Source organism: Methylococcales bacterium (genome assembly GCA_030949405.1).
GTDB lineage: Bacteria > Pseudomonadota > Gammaproteobacteria > Methylococcales > Methylomonadaceae > WTBX01.
The window spans coordinates 1,437,251-1,461,032 of record JAUZSN010000002.1; the positions used below are offsets into that span (position 1 = coordinate 1,437,251).

The following is a 23,782-nucleotide window of genomic DNA, read 5'->3' on the forward strand; positions in this document are numbered from 1 at the left end:
AGCATCTCTTACAAGTATTTTAGCAGATTCGAGTAAATTTAAATAAAACTGTTAATTTTAAGTTTTCTCCGATTTTATCCCTATTATTCCTCTGAAATCAAAAGGGTCGAATCAAAAGGGTCGGATCAACTTGATTATGACTCCTTTGGTTGGGTATTGTATTTTGCAATTTCTCGATCAAATGGAGTCAGAGTAAAATTAACAGCTATAAAGAGCAGTAAAATAATGGGGTGATGGAGCTTATAAAGTTGATTACTTTTAATAACAAGTAGATACTCAAACTATATACATAAAATACAGAGGATATCATGTTACAAAGTTCAGTATTTGTTAATAATAAAATTCAAGCAGTACGTTTACCTGTTGAAGCACGTTTTGGCTACCAACTTAAGACGGGATACTATGGAGCGAGGCTTAACCATTCGTCCTGAACCCAGTCGAAGGGCGGACGGTTAAGCCGTTCATGCTTCGATAAGCTCAGCACGAACGGCTTAACCTCAACGTGTCTCGTCTTAAGTTAGTAGCCTAAGTGGAAGAACTTATCACGCTTGTTTTTCCCTAACTCATAGAAAGGGGTGTTAAACTAATAAAGCGTCAAATGCCAAACAAGTCACCTTGTTTATCGGCAACTCTAATTAACCAGGGGAATAGCATGATTAAATTACATCAAATTATAATTTTATTATTTTTTATAGCCTTTACTAATCAAGTGGCTGCCTACGGTACGAGTAGCAGTAAGAAAGCCTGTAAAAAACCCACGTTCTCTGAATTTAGTCCGCCAAAACTTACCGAGGTAAAACTACAATCCGAATTTTCATTTATCGCCTCATCAACGACGGATCCTAAAAGCATAAAGGTCACGGTGAAAAAACAGTCCGTTGCAATTAAAGTCAGTGAAAAGGGTAATAAATATTTAGTAACGGGAACCTTACCCGCTGAGATAAAAGGGGCTTATGCCCGAGTTAATATCAACGCAACGGGAACCAATAAATGTAAAGGGAATAATGGCTGGCTGTTGAAAATAAAGACTACAGAAAAATAACATTTATTATTTTATCATTTCTTGAATTCAACCTAAGCGCAAAGCTGTATAACGACTGGCATTGCACTTATAACTTGAATTCAAGAAAACTAATCAGGCTTATTCAAAGCACGATCAATTGTTTTTATAACCTGATCGGCACGGATTGAATCCAAACACAGACTATAACTATTTTGATGACGCTCACAGCCTTCTGAATAACACGGAACACAGGCTTCTTGACCTTGAATAATATAAATATTATTAACCTGCTGACAACCGCGTGTTTTAAACGGTGGAGTAGTCGAATGATAATCGTTAGGCCAAGGCGACCATTTAACTGGGTCACTCGGCCCTAATAAGGCGATCGTTTTAACCTTAGTTGCCGCAGCTAGATGTGTAATTCCCGTATCAGGGCCTATAAATAATTGAGCCCCTTCAATAATCATCGCCAAATGTGCTAACGATACTTTTCCCGCTAAATTAATCGTATTCGTCGGAAACTGTTTTTGAAGCTGCATTAAATAATGAACCTCTTCCACAACAGGACTCCCTGATAATAAGACTTGTAACCCTTGCTGTTTTAAATGATGGGCAACCGCAATCCACCCCGCTTCCGTCCATTGCTTATAACGCCATTGCGGTAAAACGTGTATAACTACATACGCTGACGTAATCCCCATCCGTGATATTTCCAAGGGTTGCGTTGTAGACGGCGGCGTTAATTCATAAACAGGCTTAATGGCTAATAATTGACATAACCGTAATAATTCTAAAACCGTATGGGTTTTCGTTTCATCAAACGTTAACCATCGTTGAAAAAAATAACGTTTAAATCGTCTTTTTTCTGTGGGTTTAGGGATAAATCCAATCCGCGTTTTAGCCGCTAAAACCGCATATAAAGTCAGTCTATCCCCCGTTTGAGTCGTCATCGCTAAATCATAACGTCGATATATTTGTTTCAATAAAACATTGTAATCGTGTAGCGTTGGCTTTTTCGGACTAAAAATACACTGAGAAATAGCAGGATTCCCTTCCAAAATTAGGGCGTTATACCCGTAAGTAAGCACATCAATTTCAGCCTCAGGGTAGGCTTTTTTTAATGAATTAAGTAACGGGGTGATTAATAACGTATCTCCTAAAAAACGTAAACTAATGACTAAAATACGTTGCGGCTTATGTTTCAAAAAAAGAGGTGGCTTCATTAGGTTAGTGTTGATAGGCGGCTAAATACCATTCAACTGTTTTCCTAATCCCTGTTTCAAAACTTTCTTTAGGTAACCAGTTTAATTGCTGATGAATTTTACTGGCATCAATCGCATAACGAACATCATGCCCTGAACGATCGGTGACATAAGTAATTAAATCACGATAGTGGGTAATAGTCTCAGGTTTATTCGGCGCAAGTTCTTCCAGTAGTTCACAAAGTAGGTTTACCACTTCTATGTTTTGCATTTCATTATGCCCACCAATATTATAGGTTTCGCCTATTTTTCCTTCCGTTGCGACTAAAATTAAAGCCCGTGCGTGATCGTCAACATACAGCCAATCTCGAATTTGCCGCCCTTTTCCATAAACAGGCAAGGGTTTACCCGCAAGGGCGTTAAGAATCATTAAGGGAATTAATTTTTCAGGGAATTGGTATGATCCGTAATTATTTGAACAATTGGTGATGACAATGGGTAAACCATAAGTTCGGTGCCATGCTCTGACTAAATGATCGGAACTCGCTTTTGAGGCTGAATAAGGTGAACTCGGAGCGTAAGCCGTGGTTTCTTTAAATAACGGTAAAGGCTGTTCATCTGAATTTTCTTGCTCGTCTGGATGAGGTAAATCCCCATACACCTCATCGGTTGAAATATGATGAAATCGAAAATTGGCTTTTTTATCGGCCTCCAGTTGTGACCAATAATTTCGGGCTTGTTCAAGTAAGGTATACGTTCCGACAATATTGGTTTGAATAAACTCAGAAGGCCCTGAAATAGAGCGGTCAACATGAGATTCTGCCGCAAGGTGCATAATCACGTCCGGTTGACAGTTTGTTATAACCCGTTCCATTGCTACACTGTCACAAATATCCACCTGTTCAAACTGATAGCGATCACTGTGGTCAATGGATTTTAAGGTCTCTAAATTACCTGCATAGGTGAGTTTGTCAACATTAAGAACGTGATGTGAATGGTTGTTAATAAGTTCCCGAATGACCGCCGAGCCAATAAATCCAGCTCCCCCTGTCACTAAAATAGTTTTGCTCGCTGTCATATTAATTATTTAGAGTCTGTAAACAGTGTTGTAAGGAATCTTTCCAATAAGGAAGGGTTAAATCAAACGTTTGTTTTATTTTTGCTTTATTAAGTAAGCTGTAATGAGGCCGTTTAGCGGGGGTGGGGTAGTCTTTTGTTTCAATCGGATTAAGCTGACAGTCTATCGCACTTAATTCAAAAATAGCCTTGGCAAAATCATACCAACTACAGACCCCTTCATTACTGTAGTGATAAATGCCCAGTGAGGTTGATTGTTTTTCTAGCTTAGGATTCGAGACAATCGCTAAAATAGCCCGTGCTAAATCGGTGGCATAAGTTGGAGTGCCGATTTGGTCAAAAATAACCCCCAGTGATTCTCGTTCACGTCCGAGTCGTAACATGGTTTTAACAAAATTAGCCCCATATTCAGAATAAACCCAGCTGGTACGAATAATCAACCCTTGGGGGTTAATCGCTTGAATGGCTTGCTCCCCTTTTAGTTTACTGTCGCCATAGACACTTTGCGGACAGGTTACCTCGGTTTCTTGATAAGGCGCAAAATTTTCACCTTTAAAGACATAATCCGTACTGATATGAATCAAAATCGTCTGCTGTTGTTTCGCTATTTGGGCTAATTGTTCAACCGCTGTGGCATTAATTAAGGTGGCTAATTCAGGTTCTGATTCCGCTTTATCGACCGCTGTATAAGCCGCGCAATTGATAATGACATCAAAATGATGGTGTGAAAAAAAATGTTGAATAGAATCGGTGGACGATAGATTACATTCATTTCGAGTGACAAAGGTTAGATCATAATCCTCGTAATCCGTTTGAATCGCTTGAATGGATTGTCCAAGCTGTCCGTTTGCACCCGTTACTAAAATCGTTTTTTTTGAAGACATAAGCTGAGTTTTTAAGCGTAGTAATTGATTGAGGCGTTAAAGAATTCAGGGCTTTCGGATAAGCTCGGTTGTTTTTTATCTTTTTCAGAAAGCTGTAGCGCGTCGGGAGCTAAGAGCCAATCAATATTAATGGATTCATCATCAAAGGCTAATCCACGATCACAGGCAGGCGAGTAATAATTATCGACTTTATAGGCAAAAATAGCGGTTTCGGTTAAAACGACAAAGCCGTGTGCAAAACCGCGTGGAACAAATAATTGATGTTTATTTTCAGCACTCAATCGGGCGGTAACGTGTTGCCCAAAAGTGGGACTCCCTTGGCGAATATCCACGGCAACATCTAAGACTTCACCTTCAATGACCCGCACTAATTTTGATTGCGCATAAGGAGCCAGTTGAAAATGTAACCCGCGTAAAACCCCTTTAGAGGATTTGGATTCGTTGTCTTGAACAAAATCAACGGAATAACCCAATGCTTTTTCAAATAAATCCTGTCGAAAGGTTTCAACAAAATAGCCGCGCGTATCACCATGAACTTTGGGCTGACACAGAATGACATCTGAAATAGTTTGTGGAATAAACTTCATGATTGCCCCTCTTCGGCTATTTGTAATAAGTATTGCCCATATTGATTTTTTCGTAAAGGTTCGGCTAAGGTTAACAATTGGGCTTTATCAATATAGCCTTTTTCATAGGCAATTTCTTCTAAACAGGCAATTTTCATTCCTTGGCGTTTTTCAATGGTTTCAATAAAAACCGATGCTTCCAATAAACTTTCATGCGTTCCCGTATCAAGCCACGCCATTCCACGGCCCATAATATTTAATTTAAGTCGTTGCTCATCTAAATACATTTGATTGACAGTGGTAATTTCCAGTTCACCCCGTGCTGATGGTTTAACTTCTTTCGCTTTTTTAACAACATCATTCGGGTAAAAATAAAGCCCTGTGACCGCATAATTACTTTTAGGCTCGATGGGTTTTTCTTCTAAACTGACCACATTGCCTTTATCATCAAATTCGGCAACGCCGTAATCTTCGGGCGTGGAAACCCGATAACCAAATACGGTTGATTTTTGATCTTCTTTTGCATTAATCACCGCTTGATTGAGTAATTCGACTAAATTATGCCCATAAAAAACATTATCGCCTAAAATTAAGCAAACATCGTCATCACCTATAAAATCTTCACCTAACAGAAAAGCTTGGGCAAGGCCATCAGGGGAGGGTTGAGCGACATAATCAAATTTCATGCCTAAATCAGAACCATCGGCAAGCAACCGTTGAAAACTGGCCTGATCTTCGGGGGTTGTAATAATTAATACCTCACGAATACCTGCAAGCATTAAGACCGACAATGGATAATAAAGCATCGGTTTATTATACAAAGGCACCAGTTGTTTAGAGACCCCTTTCGTTATGGGGTATAAGCGTGTACCTGAACCGCCTGCAAGAATAATTCCTTTCATATAAGTGCCTTAATTAGTATGGATTTTTTAGCATCCTTCATTTTTCGGTTTACAGTTTAAACTGGAGTCCAACAGCTTTAGCTGTTGGCGAGTTACGAAAATAGCTAAAGCTATTTTACGCCACACTATTTTTTAAGAATAAAGTGTAAATTACTTTTGAGCTAAAGAAGGATGCCAAAAATTAGTTTCACCATATAGTTAAATAGCGTTTTTACCCCTAATATGACTTAAAGTATCGTCATAATTCATGCCTTATTTTTTTTATCCTGTTCCGTACCTTCAAATTTTTTCCCTAAATCAAGTATTTTTTTACCTAATTTACCTCTCGGTAGAAAAACACCTTTTTGGGTATAAAATAATTTATAGTCATTATTAGTGATGGCATTAAATAAAGACTGACTACGTTTGGTACCGCAAAAAAGTAATTGATCGCCCAGTTTGATTTTGTAATCATCTTTTGGTAAAACAATAATTTCATTTCCTGATTTGATGACAAAAACGACTAATTCTAATAACCGCTCTCTATTATCAGGGTGTTTTAGCAGCCCGCCTAAAAAAACATCGTCACCATTCATTAACCATTTATAAACCGATTCCGTACTGTCTTCGGTAAAATTAATGGTGGTTAAATAAGGGGTTTTATCGCCAATAATCATTCGTAAACGCTCAATAACCTGTTCCATCTCGTCCGCTCTTCCTACTTTATCCTCTAAGAGATAAAAAAAGAAGGGTTTTAATAACGGCGCAATCAATAAAAATAAAATTTTCCTTGCCGTGACTAACGTAGGTTGCATCACCATATCAGTATCCGTCGCGGTAAAGGCGATGTCATTTTGATGATGATTTTGTCGAGCAATCGTAAATAAAGTAGGATTAAAACGGCGGGCATTTAATATAATCGCTAAATTATGCCCATCATCATTGGTTCCTGCTAAAATTCCAACCGCCTGCTCAATCTTTGCCTCAGATAATGTTTTTGACGTTGTACGTCCTGTAATATAACTATTAACAGGTTGACCATTATAGCCATGAGGATCAATAATTGTCGCCTCAATACCATGATGAGATAACACGCGATTAACTTCATAGCCCATCCGTCCATAACCACAGATCACCCATTTTCCTAATGGCGGTTTAGTATGATAATTAATCCGTCCTCTTTTCTCTCGAGCTAACCAACGATTTAGAGCATAAAACCCCGGATTGTGCATGGAGGCGGCTAATACTTTGGCAAAGGTTTTAAAAGGGTCAACAATATGTGTTTCTCCCCCTAAATTGGCTAACGTCTCTTCAACGACTTCAATTTTAGACATGGTAATAATTCCAAGATTAGGATTTAAAACCCGTGCAATCGTGGAGATTTTTAAATTAACTTCTTCATCATTGGTGATCGCTACAATCGCTTTGCAATTTTTACGCGTAAGACCCGCTTCTAATAGATGTTTAGGGACACTGGCATCCGCATAAAGCCCAAGCATGGGGACTTTATAATTCCGTAATTGAAGGGCCTTAATTCGCTCTTCGTTATCATCAATAATAACACATGCCCAGCCATAATCACTTAAGCCCCGCGCCAATACACTGCCTGTATCGCCAAAGCCACAAATAATAAAATAGGGGATTCTAATTTGACGAACTTTACGTGAAAATCGCCACTCCGCTAAAGCGTATATAAAAAAAGGGTTTTGTAATAGTTGTACAATCGCGCCAATGGCATAAATCCAAGTAATGACACTGGAATAAAGACAAATAATGGCCCATCCGCGTTGTGCATCGCTAAAAGGATATGGAATCTCACCAAAGCCTGTTGTTGTTGCCGTATAGGTCATAAAATAAAAGGAATGAAAAATAGTCATTCGACGGGGATGACCGAAATCATCGAGTTCACCCGGTATAAAGGTCATCCCTAAAATAGAAAAGGCATACACTAACAATAAGGCCATAATCGGCCGACGCATATCACGCATGACAATAAAGGTCACACGACTTAGATCTACAGGGGTTGCCATCGTTTATCGTTCCTGAAATGAATGATTTATAAGCGGGTCATTAAGGTTTCACTGACTAAAATAACAGCGGAAATAATATTCGCCAATAAAGCACCCCCTGAAAGTGAAACAATGGCGGCAACTATCCGAGGTTCAACTCCTCCCCCTGTAATATGAACGGCAAATGTCCAATACATCGCGGCCATGACCAGTTGTAAATCAGCGACTAAACTGGTTGCAAGAAGTACCGCCCCAATTTGCGAGCGATCCCCTAATTTTAAGATCGTTGCAATAAAATTAACCACGATCGCCGCAAATAATTCAAGAATGTTGTGATGATCTGCCTTCCCCATGTCACCTAAAAAAAATCCAAAATTTAAGGTTAAGGCAAAAACAATAAAAAAACCAAAGATGACTTTTTCAAGATTCATTTTTTTCTCCACCACACAGGGCAAGTAACAATTTATAAAGGAATGTATTTTAACCTAAAGAATTATAGAAACGAAATAGGTAAGATTTTACTGACAACTCAGTTCATAAAGATATTAATTAAACAGTCAGCAAGGTAAAATTATGCTTCTTCATACTAAAGATGTTATCAACAAATGCCAGAATTAGAAACATTAAGAATTGATAAATGGTTGTGGGCGAGTCGTTTTTTTAAAAGCCGAAAACTTGCCTCGGATGCGGTATCAGGCGGAAAAGTCCATGTTAATGGCCAACGTTGTAAACCCAGTAAAGAAATAAAAATAGGCTCACAAGTCCTCATCCATAAAGACCAGTGTCGTTGGGAAATTCAGGTTTTAGGGTTGAATAAACAACGTCGCCCTGCCTCTGAGGCGGTTTTATTATATGAGGAAAGTGTCGAAAGTCACGATAAACGCCAACAACAAATCATCGATAATAAAGAACAGCGTCACTTATTACCCCATTCCGAGCGCGAACATCGGCCCAATAAAAAACAACGCCGTCAAATTCATCAATTTAAGCAAAGTTAATTTCGTTCAAAAAAATTATAAACAGGTCGGGGGTTTGGGTAATCCTGCAATTTTACAGGCATATTTTAAAGGCCCTTTTGGAAATAGTCGATGTAAATAACGACTATTGCCTTTATCCGTTCCTAGTTTTTTAGCAATCGCTTTGGTAAAAACCCGTGCATTGGGTAAGTCCTTAAAATTTTCATAGTAGGCTCGAATAAAAAAAATAATTTCCCAATGAGCTTCCGTGAGTTCCAATTGATTTAACTGTGCTAAGGTAAGTCCCGTTGCTTGATCCCAATCATTAGGTTGCACTAAAAAACCGTCTGAATTTAAACTTAATTCCATGTGTGTATTAAGGGGTGTTTAAGGGTGAGTTGGACAAAGTCTGGGTAATCAATAATTTCAATTCCTGAAATTAAGTCATCGGGACAAATTCCACGAATTTCAATCTCCTCCTTTAAAACAAACAAGGCTTTATTTAAGGTCATTGTTTTTAATTCCGTTGTGTGTCGGCTTGATTTTAATAATCGTAACACCGCATTCTCCATAAAAAGAATACTATCCCCCGCCGAGATTCGTTGGAGTGTTGCCGTTTCTAAAGGCGATTGATAAATTAAATTAAATGAAGCATTATTCAACATAGGTTAATTTAAGTCCAATCAGACCGATAATGATAAAACCAATGGAAACTAACCGCACCCAGTCAATGGACTCCTTAAATAAAACAATGCCTAAAATAGCAACACCAACCGCTCCCATTCCCGTCCAAATCGCATACGCGGTTCCTAAAGGCAGTGATTTAATCGCAAGCATTAATAAATAGAAACTACAGCATCCTGAAATACACGTAATGACACTAGGCCATAATTTGGTAAAGCCTTCGTTATATTTTAAACTTAACGCAAAAATAATTTCTGCCCCCCCTGCTGTAAATAAAAGCAACCATGCCATTTAGAACCCTCTAAGGTATCAAAAAAATGAATTATTTTAACAAACTTTAAACATTAGATCGCTTTAATATTCATGACCCGCTCTTGCCAGCGTTGAAATAAAAGAATCCCAATAAAGGAAGTTTGCAAACTTGCAATCACAAGGGCAATGATTAAATTTTCATTTAGAATAGGTAATATAATGCCTGCAACCCATTCAAGTTCAGCACTTATAAAGATGGCAGGAAGTAAACCATATAAACAAATCAAATACAGTAAGGTTAACCCCAACACACGTTTAGAATTGAGTGAATAGCTAAAATAAAGTAATATTGCGATGTCACGCAAGAGTAATAAATAAATCACTAATGGATGCAGATAAAGCTCTTCAATGGCTTGAACAGAGTAAAAAATAGTCAGAAAAATAGTTGCGGGTAACACAAAAATGACACTTACCATCCAGCATGGAATTTCTTGTAAAACGCGTAGCCATTGATGCTGTTGAGAATAAATCCATAATTTACGCACTAACAGTGGACTATTGTCATCAATCAATAAGCCTAAATAACTCACTGAAATACCGACACAAAAACTCGCTAATACGATCCCCATAAAAAGGTTAATTTGAGGGTCATCATTGCTAATAAAAAATCCCGTTAAATAAATAATTAAAAAACTAATAAACGCTAACCATGCTGATGGTAAGGTTCTAATTCGTAATTCGGTTGATAATAAACGGTAAATTCCCATAACCGACCATAAGCAAGCGAGGATTAAACTAACGCCAACAAAATAAGCAAGATTATACGACTCCCCATACCAAACGACACTTTCTCTTTTAATATCATGGCTATTAAACATCAGGGGAATAATAAAGGACAAAATAATAAGAATAAATAAATAGCTCATATTATTGCTTCTATTTTTTTGTCGCACTGAAAATAAGCTCATTAATAAGCTAATGCTTTGGGCTAATAACCCTGACCCTAAAAAATAAACCCCGTTTAAAATAATATATTCAGGCTCAGGCGTGGCTAACATATAGATGATTAAGCAAATAATTCCACCGTACCATGTGAAAAGCGTACTTCCTAATAATTTCCCCCAGGTTAATGACCACGCGGAAATAGCCGAGGTTTTTTGAATATCCCACGTATTATTGTTTAATTCATCAATCATACTCATCGCCGCTTGTTTAGCCCCCCAAAATAAAACAAGCAGGGTGTATAGTCCCAATGCCGTATAAGCAATGCCCTCATCCGCTTGTTTATCATTGAGTAAATACGCAAACGAAAAAATGACCCCTAAAAAAATAGGCATCCCGATGACGCGTGATAAGGAAAATTCTAAGTACAGTTGTCGTTGAAATTCAGGATTCATAGTTTCACCGTTGATAAATACGCATCTTGTAAATTAGTCGTTATCGGACTAAATTCACAGACAGGAAGTTGATGCTCTAAAAGTTTTTTTAATAACTCATGCTGACTCTTGAGATCCCCCCCTAATTTAAAAGTAGCCTGTTCTGCCTCTATTTTTAGCTCGGTAAGCTGATCTATCGTTGATAAAATAGTCGCTAATTCTGTACTGGGATGGGTTAAAACAAGCTTAAAGGCTTTGAGTTGTTCGGCTTTTTGTTGAATAGAAATATGCTCAATAATTTTTCCTTCACGCAACACCAACATATCACTGGAATACGCTTCTAATTCGGCCAAAATATGTGACGAGACAATCAGCGTCATCCCTTGTTTTTGTAACGCCAAAAATAATTCGGCTAATAAATGCCGTGCTTCAGGGTCTAAACCCGACGCAGGTTCATCTAAAAGGATAACTTTCGGTTGATGAATAATCGCCTGAGCAATCGCCACCCGTTGGCGTAAACCGCGTGATAATTCAGTGGGTGTCATGTCTAAGCGATCACTAATATTTAATTGCTGACTGACACGCAAAATAGCCTGTTCACACGCATTGGTTTCAATGCCTTGCGCTCGAGCCACAAAATATAAACACTGGCGGACGGTTAAACGATCATAAAGTCCAAAAAAATCGGATAAATACCCTACTTGACGATGACAAAGACGCGGATGTTCTAATACGTCAATATTATTAATTTGAATGGAACCCGTTAAGGGTTGGTCTAAGGCGGATAAACAACGTAATAAGGTTGTTTTTCCTGCCCCATTAGGGCCGACTAACGCGGTAATACTGCCAGCAGGAATTGAAAAAGAAAGGTCGTTTAAAGCACGAAACCCCGTATATTCAAAAATGAGATTAGAGACGTTGATTAACAAAGGACTGACTCCTAGAGTGAAAAGATGCAGTGCGTTACATCTTTGAATACTGAGTCATTGAGGAATAGGTTTAGTGACACGTTATAGGCAACGGGTAAAACGAGTAAGCCATTATCTTGAATTATTTACGTTAATCAATGTTATCCCTTAATTACAAATGAATCAGTCTAATGAAAAATTACACGTAATTATTTTCAAGTTTAGTCTGCTTAGGGTAAATATTCAAATACTAACCTCTAAAAATGCAGACCTTAAACGGTTCATTTTTAGTGGGAAACGAGAGCGGGTTGACAGTTTGGGCAAAAATAACTGGCACGTTGCGCTAACGTTATTTGTTCAATTAAGGTTTGACATTGATAACACGGTTGTCCTGCCCGCCCGTAAACTAATAATGATTGACTAAAATAGCCTGGATTTCCTGATTCATTAACAAAATCTTTCAACGTCGTCCCCCCTTGTTCAATCGCTCGTTGCAAGACATCTTTAATAACCGAAACCAATTTTTGATAATCCGCTAATGAAACCTGACCCGCTGGACAAGTGGGATGAATGCCTGCACTAAATAAGGACTCACTCGCATAAATATTTCCAACCCCAACCACGATATGACCATCCATAATAAAATTTTTAATCGCTTTTCGGCGTTTGGCGGCCCGTTGGTAAAGATAATCGCCCGTAAAATCGACCGTCAAAGGTTCTGGGCCTAAATTTATGAGAAGTTTATGGGTATAAACATCGCCTTCGCCCCATAACACCGCACCAAATTTACGCGGATCATTAAACCGTAATACCGTATTGTCATTAAAAACAAAATCGACATGATCGTGCGCGGTGACAGGTGTTTGTAGATTAACAATGCGTAAACTTCCCGACATTCCTAAGTGTAAAATAATACTCCCTGATGCGGTTTTTAATAAACAGTATTTACCGCGTCGGCTAACACTATCAACCGTTAATTCAGTTATTAGCGCAGCAAAATCAGCGGGAATTTTCCAGCGTAATTGTGACTCACGAACAATGACTTCACGAATCATTTTATGCTGGATATGAGGACGAATTCCATTACAAATGGTTTCTACTTCGGGTAATTCAGGCATATTTTTATCGGTGTTATTTTGAAAACAAGACTTATTTTATTATAATTTTTTGCGGTATAAACGTTTAAATATTATTTTTTTAGTCTTGGTGATACGCATATTAACGAGTTCACATAGGAATCTATTAATGCGGTAGGATCGGTTCGATGAAGGTTTGCAGAAAAGTAATCATGATCTTAACTTCGTTTAACGAACTTAAAAAACCCATAAAAATACAAATATTGATACCAACCGTTAGCCAAAAAATCTTACGAAAAGGCTGTTTTTTAGATTTATGTCGAAAAAATTTTTGAGCGATTAAAGCCCCCGGCCATCCGCCTATTAATGCAAGTAAATGAAGATTATTTTCAGATATTCGCCAATTATTTTTTTGAGCGGCTGATTTATCCCAACCGTAAATTAAAAAAGTAATCAAACTCAGAATAAGATAGGCGTATAAAATCAAAACAGACGTATGATTAATGAAAACAAGGCTGCTCACGATGATTAAAAAAGTAACCGCGAGCATAATTGAAAACGAATTGTTTTTTGATGGTTGAGACGTTCTTTTTTTATCGGTTGAACGAGTGATTTTCACCGTCGATTTACGCCCTTGTTTGTCGGTTGAACGGGTATAAGTAATAAGTTGATTAATCTCAGGTCGTAATTGACGATCTTTAAAGGCGGTAATATGAATAAATAGTTGCTCTTCACTCTTTAGCGGCTGAACAAAGCCAAAGCCTTTTTCATCATTCCATTGAGTGATTTTACCTTGATGACGCATGATGGTTAAATTCCTAAGCAGGTGTGAATTGTTATCGTTTTTTGACTAAATTAATCATAGCCAAAAAATTAAAAATGCGAAAGTAATTATTCAATAAATACTGTGTTTTGAAAATTAGAATTGCTCTCATAACAGGAGACTTCGCAAAAAAATTGAGGGGTATGTTAAACTTTATTCAATTTTTAAAATCAGCATTCACGGACAATCTTTAGCAATTAAAAGTCAACTCGGTAATAAAGCGGGTGAAGCTATAAGCTTAGGTGAATTAGGCAACCTTTATGCTGCTTGGGGTAGGCTGGAACAAGCGATAGTGTTTTATAGGCAAGCGGCAGATATTCACGTTCAACATGGAGATAAACGCTATGAAGGTCAAGATCGAAATAATATTGCGGGTAGCTTAATTAAACTGCAACGCTATAAGGAAGCGCGTAGTGAATTACAACGAGCAATAGACGGTAGAAAAGAATTTGGACATAGTGGAAACCTTGTGGGTAACTTGGAATATATTATACGATTTAGAGATCGCCTGCAATAACCCCACAGCCGCTTTTAAGGCAAAGAAAGAAGCCATTCAAAGCTATTTTAGCTATCGCCGTGACGGTGGCGAGAATATGAGTGACTCACAAGTCCCTCAACTTTGCTAAACCATTTTACAAGCTATTCATGAAAACAACATTGATAAGCGACTAAAAGATCTCCATGAGGCTCAAAACCAAGAAGATCCATCCGACTACCTAAACGCCATCATCCCTAAGCTTATCGCTATCCTTCAAGGTAATCGTAACCCCAAATTAATAGACGACCCTGAACTAAACTACGATGATGCCGCAGAACTATTATTACTACTCGAACAACTTTAACCGAAAGTAGTGGATAAATTACCGTCCTTCCTTTGTCAGATAACCATTACTTACTTATTTTTGATGACATAAAATATGTCAACAAACGTAACATCGCCGCTGCTTTATCAAAACTCTCTTGATACTCATCTTCCATAACCGAATCATTAACAATACCGCCCCCTGCCCAAAAACGAATCGTATTATCGGAATGCACTAAGGTTCTAATCGTAATACTACTGTCCATATTACCATTAAAGCCCATATAAGCAATGGAACCACAATAAAGACCCCGCCGATTCGGCTCAAGCTCTTCAATGATTTCCATCGCTCTAATCTTAGGCGCACCTGTAATCGAGCCACCGGGAAAACAGTCTTTAAACAAATCAATCGCGTGCTTATGGTTGGCCAAAACGCCTTTAATCGTACTCACCAAATGATGAACCGTTGCATAACTTTCAACATCAAATAACAGCGGCACATGAATCGACCCTGCTTGACAGCCCTTACTCATATCATTACGTAATAAATCAACAATCATCAGGTTTTCAGCCCGATCTTTATCACTATTCACTAACGCCTCTATTTGTTGCTGATTTTCCAATGGATCTTGTTTTCGGGGGCGTGTTCCTTTGATGGGTTTGGTTTCAACCTCGCCTTTAAAAATTTTTAAAAACCGTTCAGGGGATGAACTTAAAATTTGAACCTCTGGAAAATTCAAATAGGCTGAAAAGGGCGCGGGATTTAATTGACGTAATTTTTGATAAGCAACCCATGGATTTCCCTCACAGGGACTTTGGAATCGCTGTGTTAAGTTAATTTGATAACAATCACCTTCGGTCAAATAATATTTAATCCGTTCAAACGCCTGTGCATAAAAATCCTTAGTCATATTTGACTGCGGTTTTTTTAAGACTTGAAAATCCGTATGATTTGTCGGTGGATTGACATCACTAAATTGATGAATTAATTGTTGCCAGTGTTCTAGTTCCACATCAACCCCAACTAACCAGCTTTGTTGGCATTGATGATCGACAATAACCGCCCACGGATAAATACCCACGGCCATTTCAGCCATATTTTCTTTATCTTCCGCTAAATTAGGCAGTTTTTCTAAACGTCGGGCTAAATCATAGGAAAAATAACCTAATGCCCCGCCATTAAAGGGTAAGTCATGATCGGATTCAATAAAGGGTAAGTGCTGTTTAATTAATGCGAAAGGGTCATCTGTCGATTGCTCGCTTTTTCCATTGATGGTAACGGTAGTTATCTGTCCTTTTGTGACTAATGTACAACGAGGATCAGACGCTAATATATCATAACGTCCTTGTTCGCTATGTGGGTAAGCACTATCCAGAAAAATAGCCCAAGCGTTTTGAGCAATAAGGGCAAAAAGAGAAGCACTGTCTTTTTGGTAAGGCAGTGCATGTAAACGTTGATCTAAGGCTGGCATTTAATAATGATATTTAACGAGGTATAAGAGCCTATTATAACAGCCTAAAATTTACTTAATCATCATCCCAGGATGAAACCTTATGACTCGGGTACATTGCTTTTACAAATTTGGCGTGGTGGTTTGAAAAACATTTTGTAAAAAAGCGGTTTCTAAATTATCGTCAAGGGTTGTTTTAAAATTATTTAAATTAGGTAAAACAGTGGTCATTAACTCATCATTAACCCCAAACCATCGTAAAGCAGGCGCGAGCATTTGTTCGATAGAGGTGGTAGGAATCGTGCGCCCACGACTTTTATAATTGTTCACCCCCTCTAAATTTAAATCAGTTATAACTCGCCCTAAAACCTGCCCGCCATTAAAGGTAGTATCCCCTGTCAACATAAATGAATGCCCTCCCCAACCATGATCCGTTCCATCACCATTGTTTTGTAAGGTACGCCCAAATTCAGAAACCGATATAACCAGTACTTTATCATCGACTCCCATTTCTTCTAAGGATTTATAAAAATCAGATAAGGCTAAACTCAATGATCGTAAGTTTGATGAATGTTGTTTCATTTGATTAGAGTGTGAATCGTAATTTCCTGCACGGACATAAAAAATTTGTCGACTATAAGATAAATCATTTGCACCTAGTTTAATCATTTTAGCCGTCGTTTCTAATTGCTCAAATAAGACATTAGCTAATCTAAAATTACTATCTAAACCCAATGTTAATAGTGGATTTGGAATAGTAAATAAATTCTCTCCGTAACTATTTTTTGCGCTAAACCCTGAAAAATCAGGCGCATTCTCCCAAGCACTCGCTAATGTTGTCGATAAGTTTGCCGTTATTTTATTAATTTTATTGTAATAATTAACAAAGGGGTTTGAATGCGTCGTGTTATCGGCGAAACGAAACAATAGATCTTCAATTTGTTCACCCTCAACACGACCATTTGCATACGATTTAGGCGTACCTAAACTCATGGCTAACGGCCAGGTCTTTGCTCCAATCAAGGTTTTATTAACATTAACATACGAAATGTTTAAACCAATAGGCGCGTTAATAGGATCCCAAGCATCCGCTAATCGTCCTGCCCAACCTGTTGTGCCTAATACATCCGCTTGTGCTGTTTCTACCGCACGACTTTGATGATTATGAGCAAATAAAAAGATGGGAAGTTCGGCCGTTCCATTACTGATGTCTATTTTAGTGGTCGGTTTAACCAATGGTCCCACATTAGAAATTAACGATAACTTTCCTTTCGCATACAAACCCGCCATTTCAGGCATCATGCTATTAATACCTAACCCCGACCCTGTATGATAACTCCCTTTTCTATAGGTTGCTTCTCGATCCGTTCGAGGTGAATTAGCCGTTGATCTATCTAAAGAAACCGCGTAATAAGGCTGGTTAATATTAGGGCTACCATTAGGCGTATTTCCTCTAAAATAGCCATTATCTACTTGATAAGCTTCATCATTATATAAATTAGTCTGCGCGATAGTTAAACGACCTCTATGCGCCGCATAGGTTCCATAAGGGATAGGATTTGTAGGGATAAATGTATTCATCGCATCATTTCCTCCATCTAAATTTAGAATAACAATGGCTTTATAATCCGTAAAATTAGGCGACGCGGCAAGGGCGTTTTTATTTAATGATAACAAGGGAAAGACCCCTGTTGCGGTAGTTGCTACTGTCGCTTTTATAAAATTTCGTCTATTCATCTATTTATCCTTAATCTAAAACTAAATACAAGGGTGAGGTAACAATGGCACGAATCGCTACTGAAATAATATATTTAGCTTTATTAATTGAATGAACTGTCGTAATAGCTAATAAATGATCGCGTAATTGCATTTTGTAATCCATCGGCATCGTCCCGCCTAATAATCGCAAATCTAAGTAACTAATAAGATTATTAATAGCGGTTGTTTTTCTTGTAATATCTGGCATATTAATAAAATCCCCGTTATTATCGCCATCCAGTTGTTGTTCAAAAAAGCGAAATACGCCCGTTAAATCAATGTATAAATTATCCCTGTGTAATTTTCTCTTACGATGGTCTTTTGCCCATTTCGCCATTGATCCTGCCCCTTCTAAATCAATGAGACGGTATTTTTCATAGAATATCAATGAATAAATTAACCCGCTAAAACCTAATAAATTATTATTATTCCGAATTTGTAATTCTGGAGCCGCTAATTGTTTATTCACAAAATAGGGGTCGCTAGGAATAAAGTCAGCACTATAAAAATTAAAAACCGATTCTGCTTTTAAAGGAAGTTGTGGATAGTAAAATGTTGGGTTAAACCAATAAGTATTTGCAACAGGAACCCGTTTATCAGACGTTTTCTCACTCCAATAATCCCAACTTGATAAGGGACTCACATTAAAGCTACTCAAAAAATGTGTCGTGGCTAATAAAAACTCATCAACCTTACCAAAGTTATCGCGTAAATCATCAGCTGTTAAGTTAGGATTTGCTATTCCCTGTTCTTGTAAAGCCAGTTTTCGTGATGCGGGGTCTCTTGCTTCAGCATCCATTAAAACAGCTTTAACGGTTGCTTTTAAATCCCCTTTTACCCCTTCACCATTATTATTAAAGATGGTTGCTACTCTTTTAACATAAGCAGGTGTCGGGTTAGAGGTCACTAAACGCATAATTAAATGCTTACTGACATGGGGGGCGATATTAGGATGGGAAAAAAGAATATTTAAAGCCGCATCAATATCGGCTTCACCACTAAGACCCGCTACAATAAGATGCCCCAATACATTTTTAGCCCCAAAGTCATGATAAATTGAGGTGAACTCTAATGGGACAGTTAACGAATGACGGGTTAGATACGCGGTTGAGCCATAATTTGCCGTTCCACCCGCACGTTCTTGCCAATCCCACCCGGTAAATACTTTTGATAATTCGGAAACATCATTTTGCGTATAGGTAGGAATGGCTTTCCCGTTAACTATTTTTTGTGTTCCATCTAAGTTTAATTCATATAAACCGATAGTAAACAACTGCATTAATTCACGCGCATAATTTTCATCAGGGGCGGAGCTTCCTAATGCCTTTTTATTACCTACATACGTTAGGTAATAACCCATGGTAGAAGATAAAGTGACTTCTTTTAATAAATCACGGTAATTTCCAAAGGCATGTTTAATTAAAATATCATAATAATGAGCTAATGCCTCCCCTCGACTTTCTAAAGCCCTCCCTGCTGGCGATATATTAGAAACAACTAATAGTTGGCTAAGTGCGTAAGCCACTCGCTGTCGTAGCTGGTCTTCATTGTGCAGGGCTTTTTGCCACCATACCGAACGACTAAAAATTTTAAACCGGTCTTTATCTTCTTTTTCTTCTAAATGCGTGTAAGGATCATTGATAACTGCTTCTGGGTAACGGGTTGGCGTTACGTTATTTAAAAATTGAAGCACTGATTTAAGATGCCCCTGTTTTTTCACTCCAGATCCAACGGGTTCAGTCGAAATAACCTCTAAATCACTAGGTAAAGCTAATTGTTTTAATAACCATGCCTCATCCCCTCTTCGTCTGATAAAATCAATATCCACTTCTTTTGACGTAAAAGCACTTTGTCGTAACAATCGTAACGCTTGTTTTCGCGTTTCAATTTTAGGTTGAGTACCATCACCTAGCTGTGACGAAATAAACGGGCTATTTTGAGGAATACATTGTAATCTCACTTCCCCTTCATGGGTTGAAGGGTTAACCGATCGCCCCGCAATCAATATATTTTTTGCGTTAGCCGATATAGCTAGGGCAGTTATTTGATCATCACCGTATTTTAGCCATGGTTTAACATCAATAAAAATAGGCTCATTAAGAGCATCACTATCATAGATGTTATAAGCAACTTGAGAAGAATTATTGGCATTAAAGATACTTGATGCCGTTGTATTAAGAATTTTCCACCCTGATTGCAACTGAATGATCGTCATTCCTAAAGCATCTATTTGTGGTAACTCGGAAGCAAGGATAACCTCTTTCCCCGGTTGTTCTGAATCAATGACTATTTTTAATTGTTTCGTATTCCATTGACTATGTAGCCATTGAAACTGAGTGTTCCCGCCCTGTGTTCGATAAATCGATAGAGCTTGTTGTGGTTGCCCTTGACGGGTTCTATTTAATAAAAAAACCAGATCACCTTCCTGTAATCCTTGAATAGAAAGGTTGGTTGATTGTCCTTGCCCATAAAATAAAGGAAAGAAGAGGGTTTGATCCTTTGTTATTCCTTGAGGAACTAAACTCATTCCACTTACTTGTTCAATAGGTAATTGTTCAAAAACAGATAATACATTAGGCACCCACTGAACCCCTTTATTATCATTGATATTCATACGTATTAACGTCGTTAATGCATCAGAATCGACCGCTCCTTTACGCAATAAAATATATAAATCATGATTAACTAACACCATTGCTTGAACCCCTTGTATTTGTTGCTTTTCTAAGGGGGCTAATGAAGATAAATTATCATTTATATTTTCACAAACGTTTGCTAAAGCCGTGCTTGAAAAAAAATACAGTAATAACAGAAAGCGGAAATACCTGTTCAACATAAAAAATCACCTTAACTCAGTTAAATTCATCAACTTATTCATATATAAACTAATTTTTAGTGTAAGTGTTAGCCTAGTTATGAAATAAATAGTCAGTTTTTGCGTACAATACCATAAAGAGTATAAGATTTTTTGAAAAGTTTAACGCTATGGTATACAGCTCTCAAAAAAACTGTTTTTTTATCTGAATGATTCAGTATTAATACTCGTTGTAGGCAACGGTTACTGAATAAATTTGTTGAGGGAAACTTGTGCTTGAAATTGATGCGTTTTATAACGGTATGACGCCATTAACTTGTATTATATGGATAATTGCTATTAATTTGGAATTAGCCGCCTCATACAGTATATAATGACCTGTTTTTTTCAATCTTTTCATTTCATCGGAATAAAGTATGCTCAGTAAGCTGGTTAAAGTCGTTGTCGGTAGTCGTAATGACAGACTCATCAAAAAGAAAATGAAGGTCGTTAAAAAGATTAACACCTATACATCCGACTATGAAAAATTATCGGATGAGGAGTTACAAGCTAAAACGCCTGAATTTAAAGCCCGCTTAGCAGACGGTGAAACGCTAGAAAATCTTATTCCAGAAGCGTTTGCAACCGTTAGAGAGGCCTCCAGCCGTGTCTTTGATATGCGTCATTTTGATGTGCAGTTTATCGGCGGCATGGTCTTAAATGATTCAAAAATTTCTGAAATGAAAACAGGGGAAGGAAAAACCCTGATGGCAACCTTAGCGGCTTATTTGAATGCACTGCCTGAGCGCGGCGTTCATATTGTCACGGTGAATGATTATTTAGCCGAACGCGATTCAGAATGGATGTCAAAACTTTATGGCTTTCTAGGACTAACAACAGGTGTTATTCTAAGTTCAATGGGTCCTAATGAACGGCGGGAAGCTTATGCGGCTGATATTACCTACGGAACAAATAATGAATTAGGCTTTGATTATTTACGTGACAACATGGCCTTTAGTTTGTCACAGAAAGTTCAACGTGATTTATATTTTGCTATTGTCGATGAAGTTGACTCCATTTTAATTGATGAAGCTAGAACCCCCTTAATTATTTCAGGGGTAACTGATGAAGGTACAGGGCCGTATACACAAGCCAATAAATTAGTCCCCTTTCTGACCAAACAATTAGAAGAAGAAGGCGAAGGCGATTACTCGATTGATGAAAAATCACGTCAAGTTCATTTAACCGAAGCCGGTCATGAAAATATTGAACGTTTAATGGTGGAACATGAATTGATGAATGAAGGCGAAAGTCTTTATGATTCAAGTAACATTCGTTTAATGCACTATTTGAATGCGTCACTTAAAGCGCATGGATTGTTTAAACGGGATGTTGATTACATTGTCACGCATGGCGAAGTGATGATTGTTGATGAATTCACAGGTCGAGTAATGCAAGGACGGCGTTGGTCTGAAGGATTACATCAAGCCATCGAAGCGAAAGAAGACGTTAAAATTCAAGATGAAAACCAAACGCTGGCTTCAATCACTTTTCAAAATTATTTTCGTCTGTATGAAAAACTGTCAGGAATGACAGGAACAGCCGATACCGAGGCGTTTGAATTAAATAATATTTATGGGTTGGAAGTGATTGTTATTCCAACGCATCGCCCCATGATTCGTGATGATAAAGGCGATTTAATTTATTTATCATCGATGGAAAAATACCGTGCGATTTCCGTAGATATTAAAGATTGCGTTGAACGAGGGCAACCGGCCTTAGTTGGAACCACCTCCATTGAAACTTCGGAATTAATTTCATCGCTGTTAACACAACAAAAAATTAAGCATGAAGTTTTAAATGCGAAACAGCATGAACGTGAGGCTCATATTATTGAACAAGCGGGTATGCCAGGGGCGATTACTATCGCTACCAATATGGCGGGTCGTGGAACGGATATTGTATTAGGCGGCAACCTAGATGCTGAATTAAAGGCACTCGGCGAAGAGGCGAGTGAGGCGGATAAAGATAAAATTCGTCAAGCTTGGCAAGTACGTCATAATCAAGTGATTGAAAATGGTGGTCTACATGTCATCGGCTCTGAACGTCATGAGTCACGTCGTATTGACAACCAATTAAGAGGACGCTCAGGCCGACAAGGGGATCCCGGTTCAACCCGTTTTTATCTGTCCTTAGAAGATGATTTAATGCGAATTTTTGCCTCTGAAAAAGTGGCGGGCTTAATGAAAAAATTAGGCATGGATGAAGATGAAGCCATTGAACATCCGTGGGTAACTCGCTCGATTGAAAATGCACAACGGAAGGTAGAAGGCCGTAACTTTGACCAGCGTAAAGAAGTGTTAGCGTATGATGATGTCGCTAACGATCAACGTAAAGTTATTTATGAGCAACGTAATGAATTAATGGCCTCGGATGATATTTCTGACATTATTAGGGCGATTCGTGAAGATGTAATTAATAGTGTTATTACGCAATATATTCCCCCTAAAACGATGGAAGAACAATGGGATGTGGCAGGCTTAGAAACGCATTTAAAGGATGAGTTTTTACTGAGTGTGCCGATTGCTCAACACTTAGCCGATGATAAATCGTTGCAAGAACTCGGGCTACGTGATTTATTAATTAAAGCATTGAATGATGACTATATCGAAAAAGAAGTTCAAATTACAGCGGATGTTTTACGCAATTTTGAAAAATCGGTGATGTTACAAGTACTGGATAATAATTGGAAAGAACATCTTGCCGGGATGGATTATTTACGCCAAGGCATTCAGTTTAGAGGCTATGCTCAAAAAGACCCTAAACAAGAATACAAGCGCGAATCCTTTGAAATGTTTACCAGTTTATTGGATCATATTAAATATGAAATTATTGGCATTCTATCCAAAGTAGAAATTGCAAGTGAAGAAGATGTTGAAGCGATAGAAGAAGAACGCCAGGCACAAGCTGAACAAGAAATGCACTTTGAACATGCCGAAGCTCATTCTATCTTAGAAGAAGAGGTCGCTGTTGCGCCACTTGCTTTGAATGACCTGCCTGACTTAGAAACTGAACAACCGTTTACACGTGATAATGAAAAAACAGGGCGTAATGATCCTTGTCCTTGTGGAAGTGGTAAAAAATACAAACAATGTCATGGTAAATTAAGTTAATTTATCATCAAATACACTCCGTTAAATTTAACTAAACTAAAAGGGGGCTTTTTTACCCCCTTTTTTTGTTAAAGATACGCTCTCTTATTTAAACTATTTTTAAGGGT

The 23,782-nt window shown here is 38.0% G+C and carries 22 protein-coding genes; 5 read left to right on the top strand and 17 right to left on the bottom strand.

Annotation, left to right across the window (positions count from 1 at the left end; all coding sequences use genetic code 11):
• The first annotated feature begins 308 nt into the window (after window positions 1–308).
• A complete protein-coding gene (locus Q9M50_07620; protein MDQ7090499.1) occupies window positions 309–431 on the top strand; it encodes a hypothetical protein in 123 nt (40 codons plus the stop codon).
• Between the two features lie 221 nt (window positions 432–652).
• Window positions 653–1,042, top strand: a complete 390-nt coding sequence (locus Q9M50_07625; protein MDQ7090500.1) for a hypothetical protein — start codon at window positions 653–655, stop codon at window positions 1,040–1,042.
• Between the two features lie 89 nt (window positions 1,043–1,131).
• Here Q9M50_07625 and Q9M50_07630 read toward each other — a convergent pair whose 3' ends face one another.
• From Q9M50_07630 to Q9M50_07660, 7 genes are all read right to left on the bottom strand, one after another.
• Window positions 1,132–2,226, bottom strand: a complete 1,095-nt coding sequence (locus Q9M50_07630) for a glycosyltransferase family 9 protein (GenBank protein MDQ7090501.1) — start codon at window positions 2,224–2,226, stop codon at window positions 1,132–1,134.
• Window positions 2,227–2,230: 4 nt separating this feature from the next.
• Entirely contained in the window at window positions 2,231–3,283 is a 1,053-nt protein-coding gene (gene rfbB, locus Q9M50_07635; protein ID MDQ7090502.1) for a dTDP-glucose 4,6-dehydratase, read from the bottom strand.
• A 1-nt stretch (window position 3,284) separates the two neighbouring features.
• A complete protein-coding gene (gene rfbD / locus Q9M50_07640; GenBank protein MDQ7090503.1) occupies window positions 3,285–4,166 on the bottom strand; it encodes a dTDP-4-dehydrorhamnose reductase in 882 nt (293 codons plus the stop codon).
• A gap of 11 nt (window positions 4,167–4,177) precedes the next feature.
• On the bottom strand, window positions 4,178–4,753 hold the full coding sequence (rfbC, locus tag Q9M50_07645) for a dTDP-4-dehydrorhamnose 3,5-epimerase (GenBank protein ID MDQ7090504.1): 576 nt from the start codon (window positions 4,751–4,753) through the stop codon (window positions 4,178–4,180).
• Window positions 4,750–5,634, bottom strand: a complete 885-nt coding sequence (rfbA, locus tag Q9M50_07650) for a glucose-1-phosphate thymidylyltransferase RfbA (GenBank protein ID MDQ7090505.1) — start codon at window positions 5,632–5,634, stop codon at window positions 4,750–4,752. The genes rfbC and rfbA overlap by 4 nt, the downstream gene beginning before the upstream one ends.
• 245 nt (window positions 5,635–5,879) lie before the next feature.
• Window positions 5,880–7,643 (bottom strand): NAD-binding protein, encoded by a 1,764-nt coding sequence (locus Q9M50_07655; GenBank protein ID MDQ7090506.1) that lies wholly within the window; start codon window positions 7,641–7,643, stop codon window positions 5,880–5,882.
• Between the two features lie 26 nt (window positions 7,644–7,669).
• Window positions 7,670–8,053 carry a DUF6394 family protein gene (locus Q9M50_07660; protein MDQ7090507.1) on the bottom strand — a complete coding sequence of 128 codons (384 nt, stop codon included), beginning with the start codon at window positions 8,051–8,053 and terminating at the stop codon, window positions 7,670–7,672.
• Between the two features lie 174 nt (window positions 8,054–8,227).
• Here Q9M50_07660 and Q9M50_07665 point away from each other — a divergent pair, with 174 nt between their 5' ends.
• Window positions 8,228–8,620 (top strand): S4 domain-containing protein, encoded by a 393-nt coding sequence (locus tag Q9M50_07665; GenBank protein MDQ7090508.1) that lies wholly within the window; start codon window positions 8,228–8,230, stop codon window positions 8,618–8,620.
• 15 nt (window positions 8,621–8,635) lie between these two features.
• Here the strand turns inward: Q9M50_07665 and Q9M50_07670 are convergent, their stop codons facing one another.
• From Q9M50_07670 to Q9M50_07700, 7 genes are all read right to left on the bottom strand, one after another.
• Window positions 8,636–8,947 carry a TusE/DsrC/DsvC family sulfur relay protein gene (locus Q9M50_07670; GenBank protein ID MDQ7090509.1) on the bottom strand — a complete coding sequence of 104 codons (312 nt, stop codon included), beginning with the start codon at window positions 8,945–8,947 and terminating at the stop codon, window positions 8,636–8,638.
• Window positions 8,938–9,243 (bottom strand): sulfurtransferase complex subunit TusB, encoded by a 306-nt coding sequence (gene tusB / locus Q9M50_07675; protein MDQ7090510.1) that lies wholly within the window; start codon window positions 9,241–9,243, stop codon window positions 8,938–8,940. The genes Q9M50_07670 and tusB overlap by 10 nt, the downstream gene beginning before the upstream one ends.
• Complete coding sequence (locus Q9M50_07680) at window positions 9,233–9,553, bottom strand: multidrug efflux SMR transporter (protein ID MDQ7090511.1); 321 nt, start codon at window positions 9,551–9,553, stop codon at window positions 9,233–9,235. The genes tusB and Q9M50_07680 overlap by 11 nt, the downstream gene beginning before the upstream one ends.
• Before the next feature lie 53 nt (window positions 9,554–9,606).
• Window positions 9,607–10,911 carry an ABC transporter permease gene (locus tag Q9M50_07685; protein MDQ7090512.1) on the bottom strand — a complete coding sequence of 435 codons (1,305 nt, stop codon included), beginning with the start codon at window positions 10,909–10,911 and terminating at the stop codon, window positions 9,607–9,609.
• Entirely contained in the window at window positions 10,908–11,819 is a 912-nt protein-coding gene (locus Q9M50_07690) for an ABC transporter ATP-binding protein (GenBank protein MDQ7090513.1), read from the bottom strand. The genes Q9M50_07685 and Q9M50_07690 overlap by 4 nt, the downstream gene beginning before the upstream one ends.
• A 266-nt stretch (window positions 11,820–12,085) precedes the next feature.
• Entirely contained in the window at window positions 12,086–12,916 is an 831-nt protein-coding gene (gene mutM / locus Q9M50_07695; GenBank protein MDQ7090514.1) for a bifunctional DNA-formamidopyrimidine glycosylase/DNA-(apurinic or apyrimidinic site) lyase, read from the bottom strand.
• A 124-nt stretch (window positions 12,917–13,040) separates the two neighbouring features.
• Entirely contained in the window at window positions 13,041–13,679 is a 639-nt protein-coding gene (locus Q9M50_07700; protein ID MDQ7090515.1) for a DUF1294 domain-containing protein, read from the bottom strand.
• A gap of 193 nt (window positions 13,680–13,872) precedes the next feature.
• On the opposite strand from Q9M50_07700, the gene Q9M50_07705 reads away from it, so the two are divergent.
• Window positions 13,873–14,214 (top strand): tetratricopeptide repeat protein, encoded by a 342-nt coding sequence (locus Q9M50_07705; GenBank protein ID MDQ7090516.1) that lies wholly within the window; start codon window positions 13,873–13,875, stop codon window positions 14,212–14,214.
• Between the two features lie 371 nt (window positions 14,215–14,585).
• On the opposite strand, the gene pabB is transcribed toward Q9M50_07705, so the two are convergent.
• The 3 genes from pabB to Q9M50_07720 form a co-directional block, all read right to left on the bottom strand.
• Complete coding sequence (pabB, locus tag Q9M50_07710) at window positions 14,586–15,971, bottom strand: aminodeoxychorismate synthase component I (GenBank protein MDQ7090517.1); 1,386 nt, start codon at window positions 15,969–15,971, stop codon at window positions 14,586–14,588.
• Window positions 15,972–16,073: 102 nt separating this feature from the next.
• Window positions 16,074–17,687 (bottom strand): DUF1501 domain-containing protein, encoded by a 1,614-nt coding sequence (locus tag Q9M50_07715; GenBank protein ID MDQ7090518.1) that lies wholly within the window; start codon window positions 17,685–17,687, stop codon window positions 16,074–16,076.
• A 10-nt stretch (window positions 17,688–17,697) separates the two neighbouring features.
• The gene (locus Q9M50_07720; GenBank protein MDQ7090519.1) at window positions 17,698–20,544 is read right to left on the bottom strand and encodes a DUF1800 family protein; all 2,847 of its coding nucleotides are present in this window, start codon (window positions 20,542–20,544) and stop codon (window positions 17,698–17,700) included.
• Between the two features lie 395 nt (window positions 20,545–20,939).
• On the opposite strand from Q9M50_07720, the gene secA reads away from it, so the two are divergent.
• On the top strand, window positions 20,940–23,675 hold the full coding sequence (secA, locus tag Q9M50_07725; protein MDQ7090520.1) for a preprotein translocase subunit SecA: 2,736 nt from the start codon (window positions 20,940–20,942) through the stop codon (window positions 23,673–23,675).
• The last annotated feature ends 107 nt before the right edge of the window (window positions 23,676–23,782 follow it).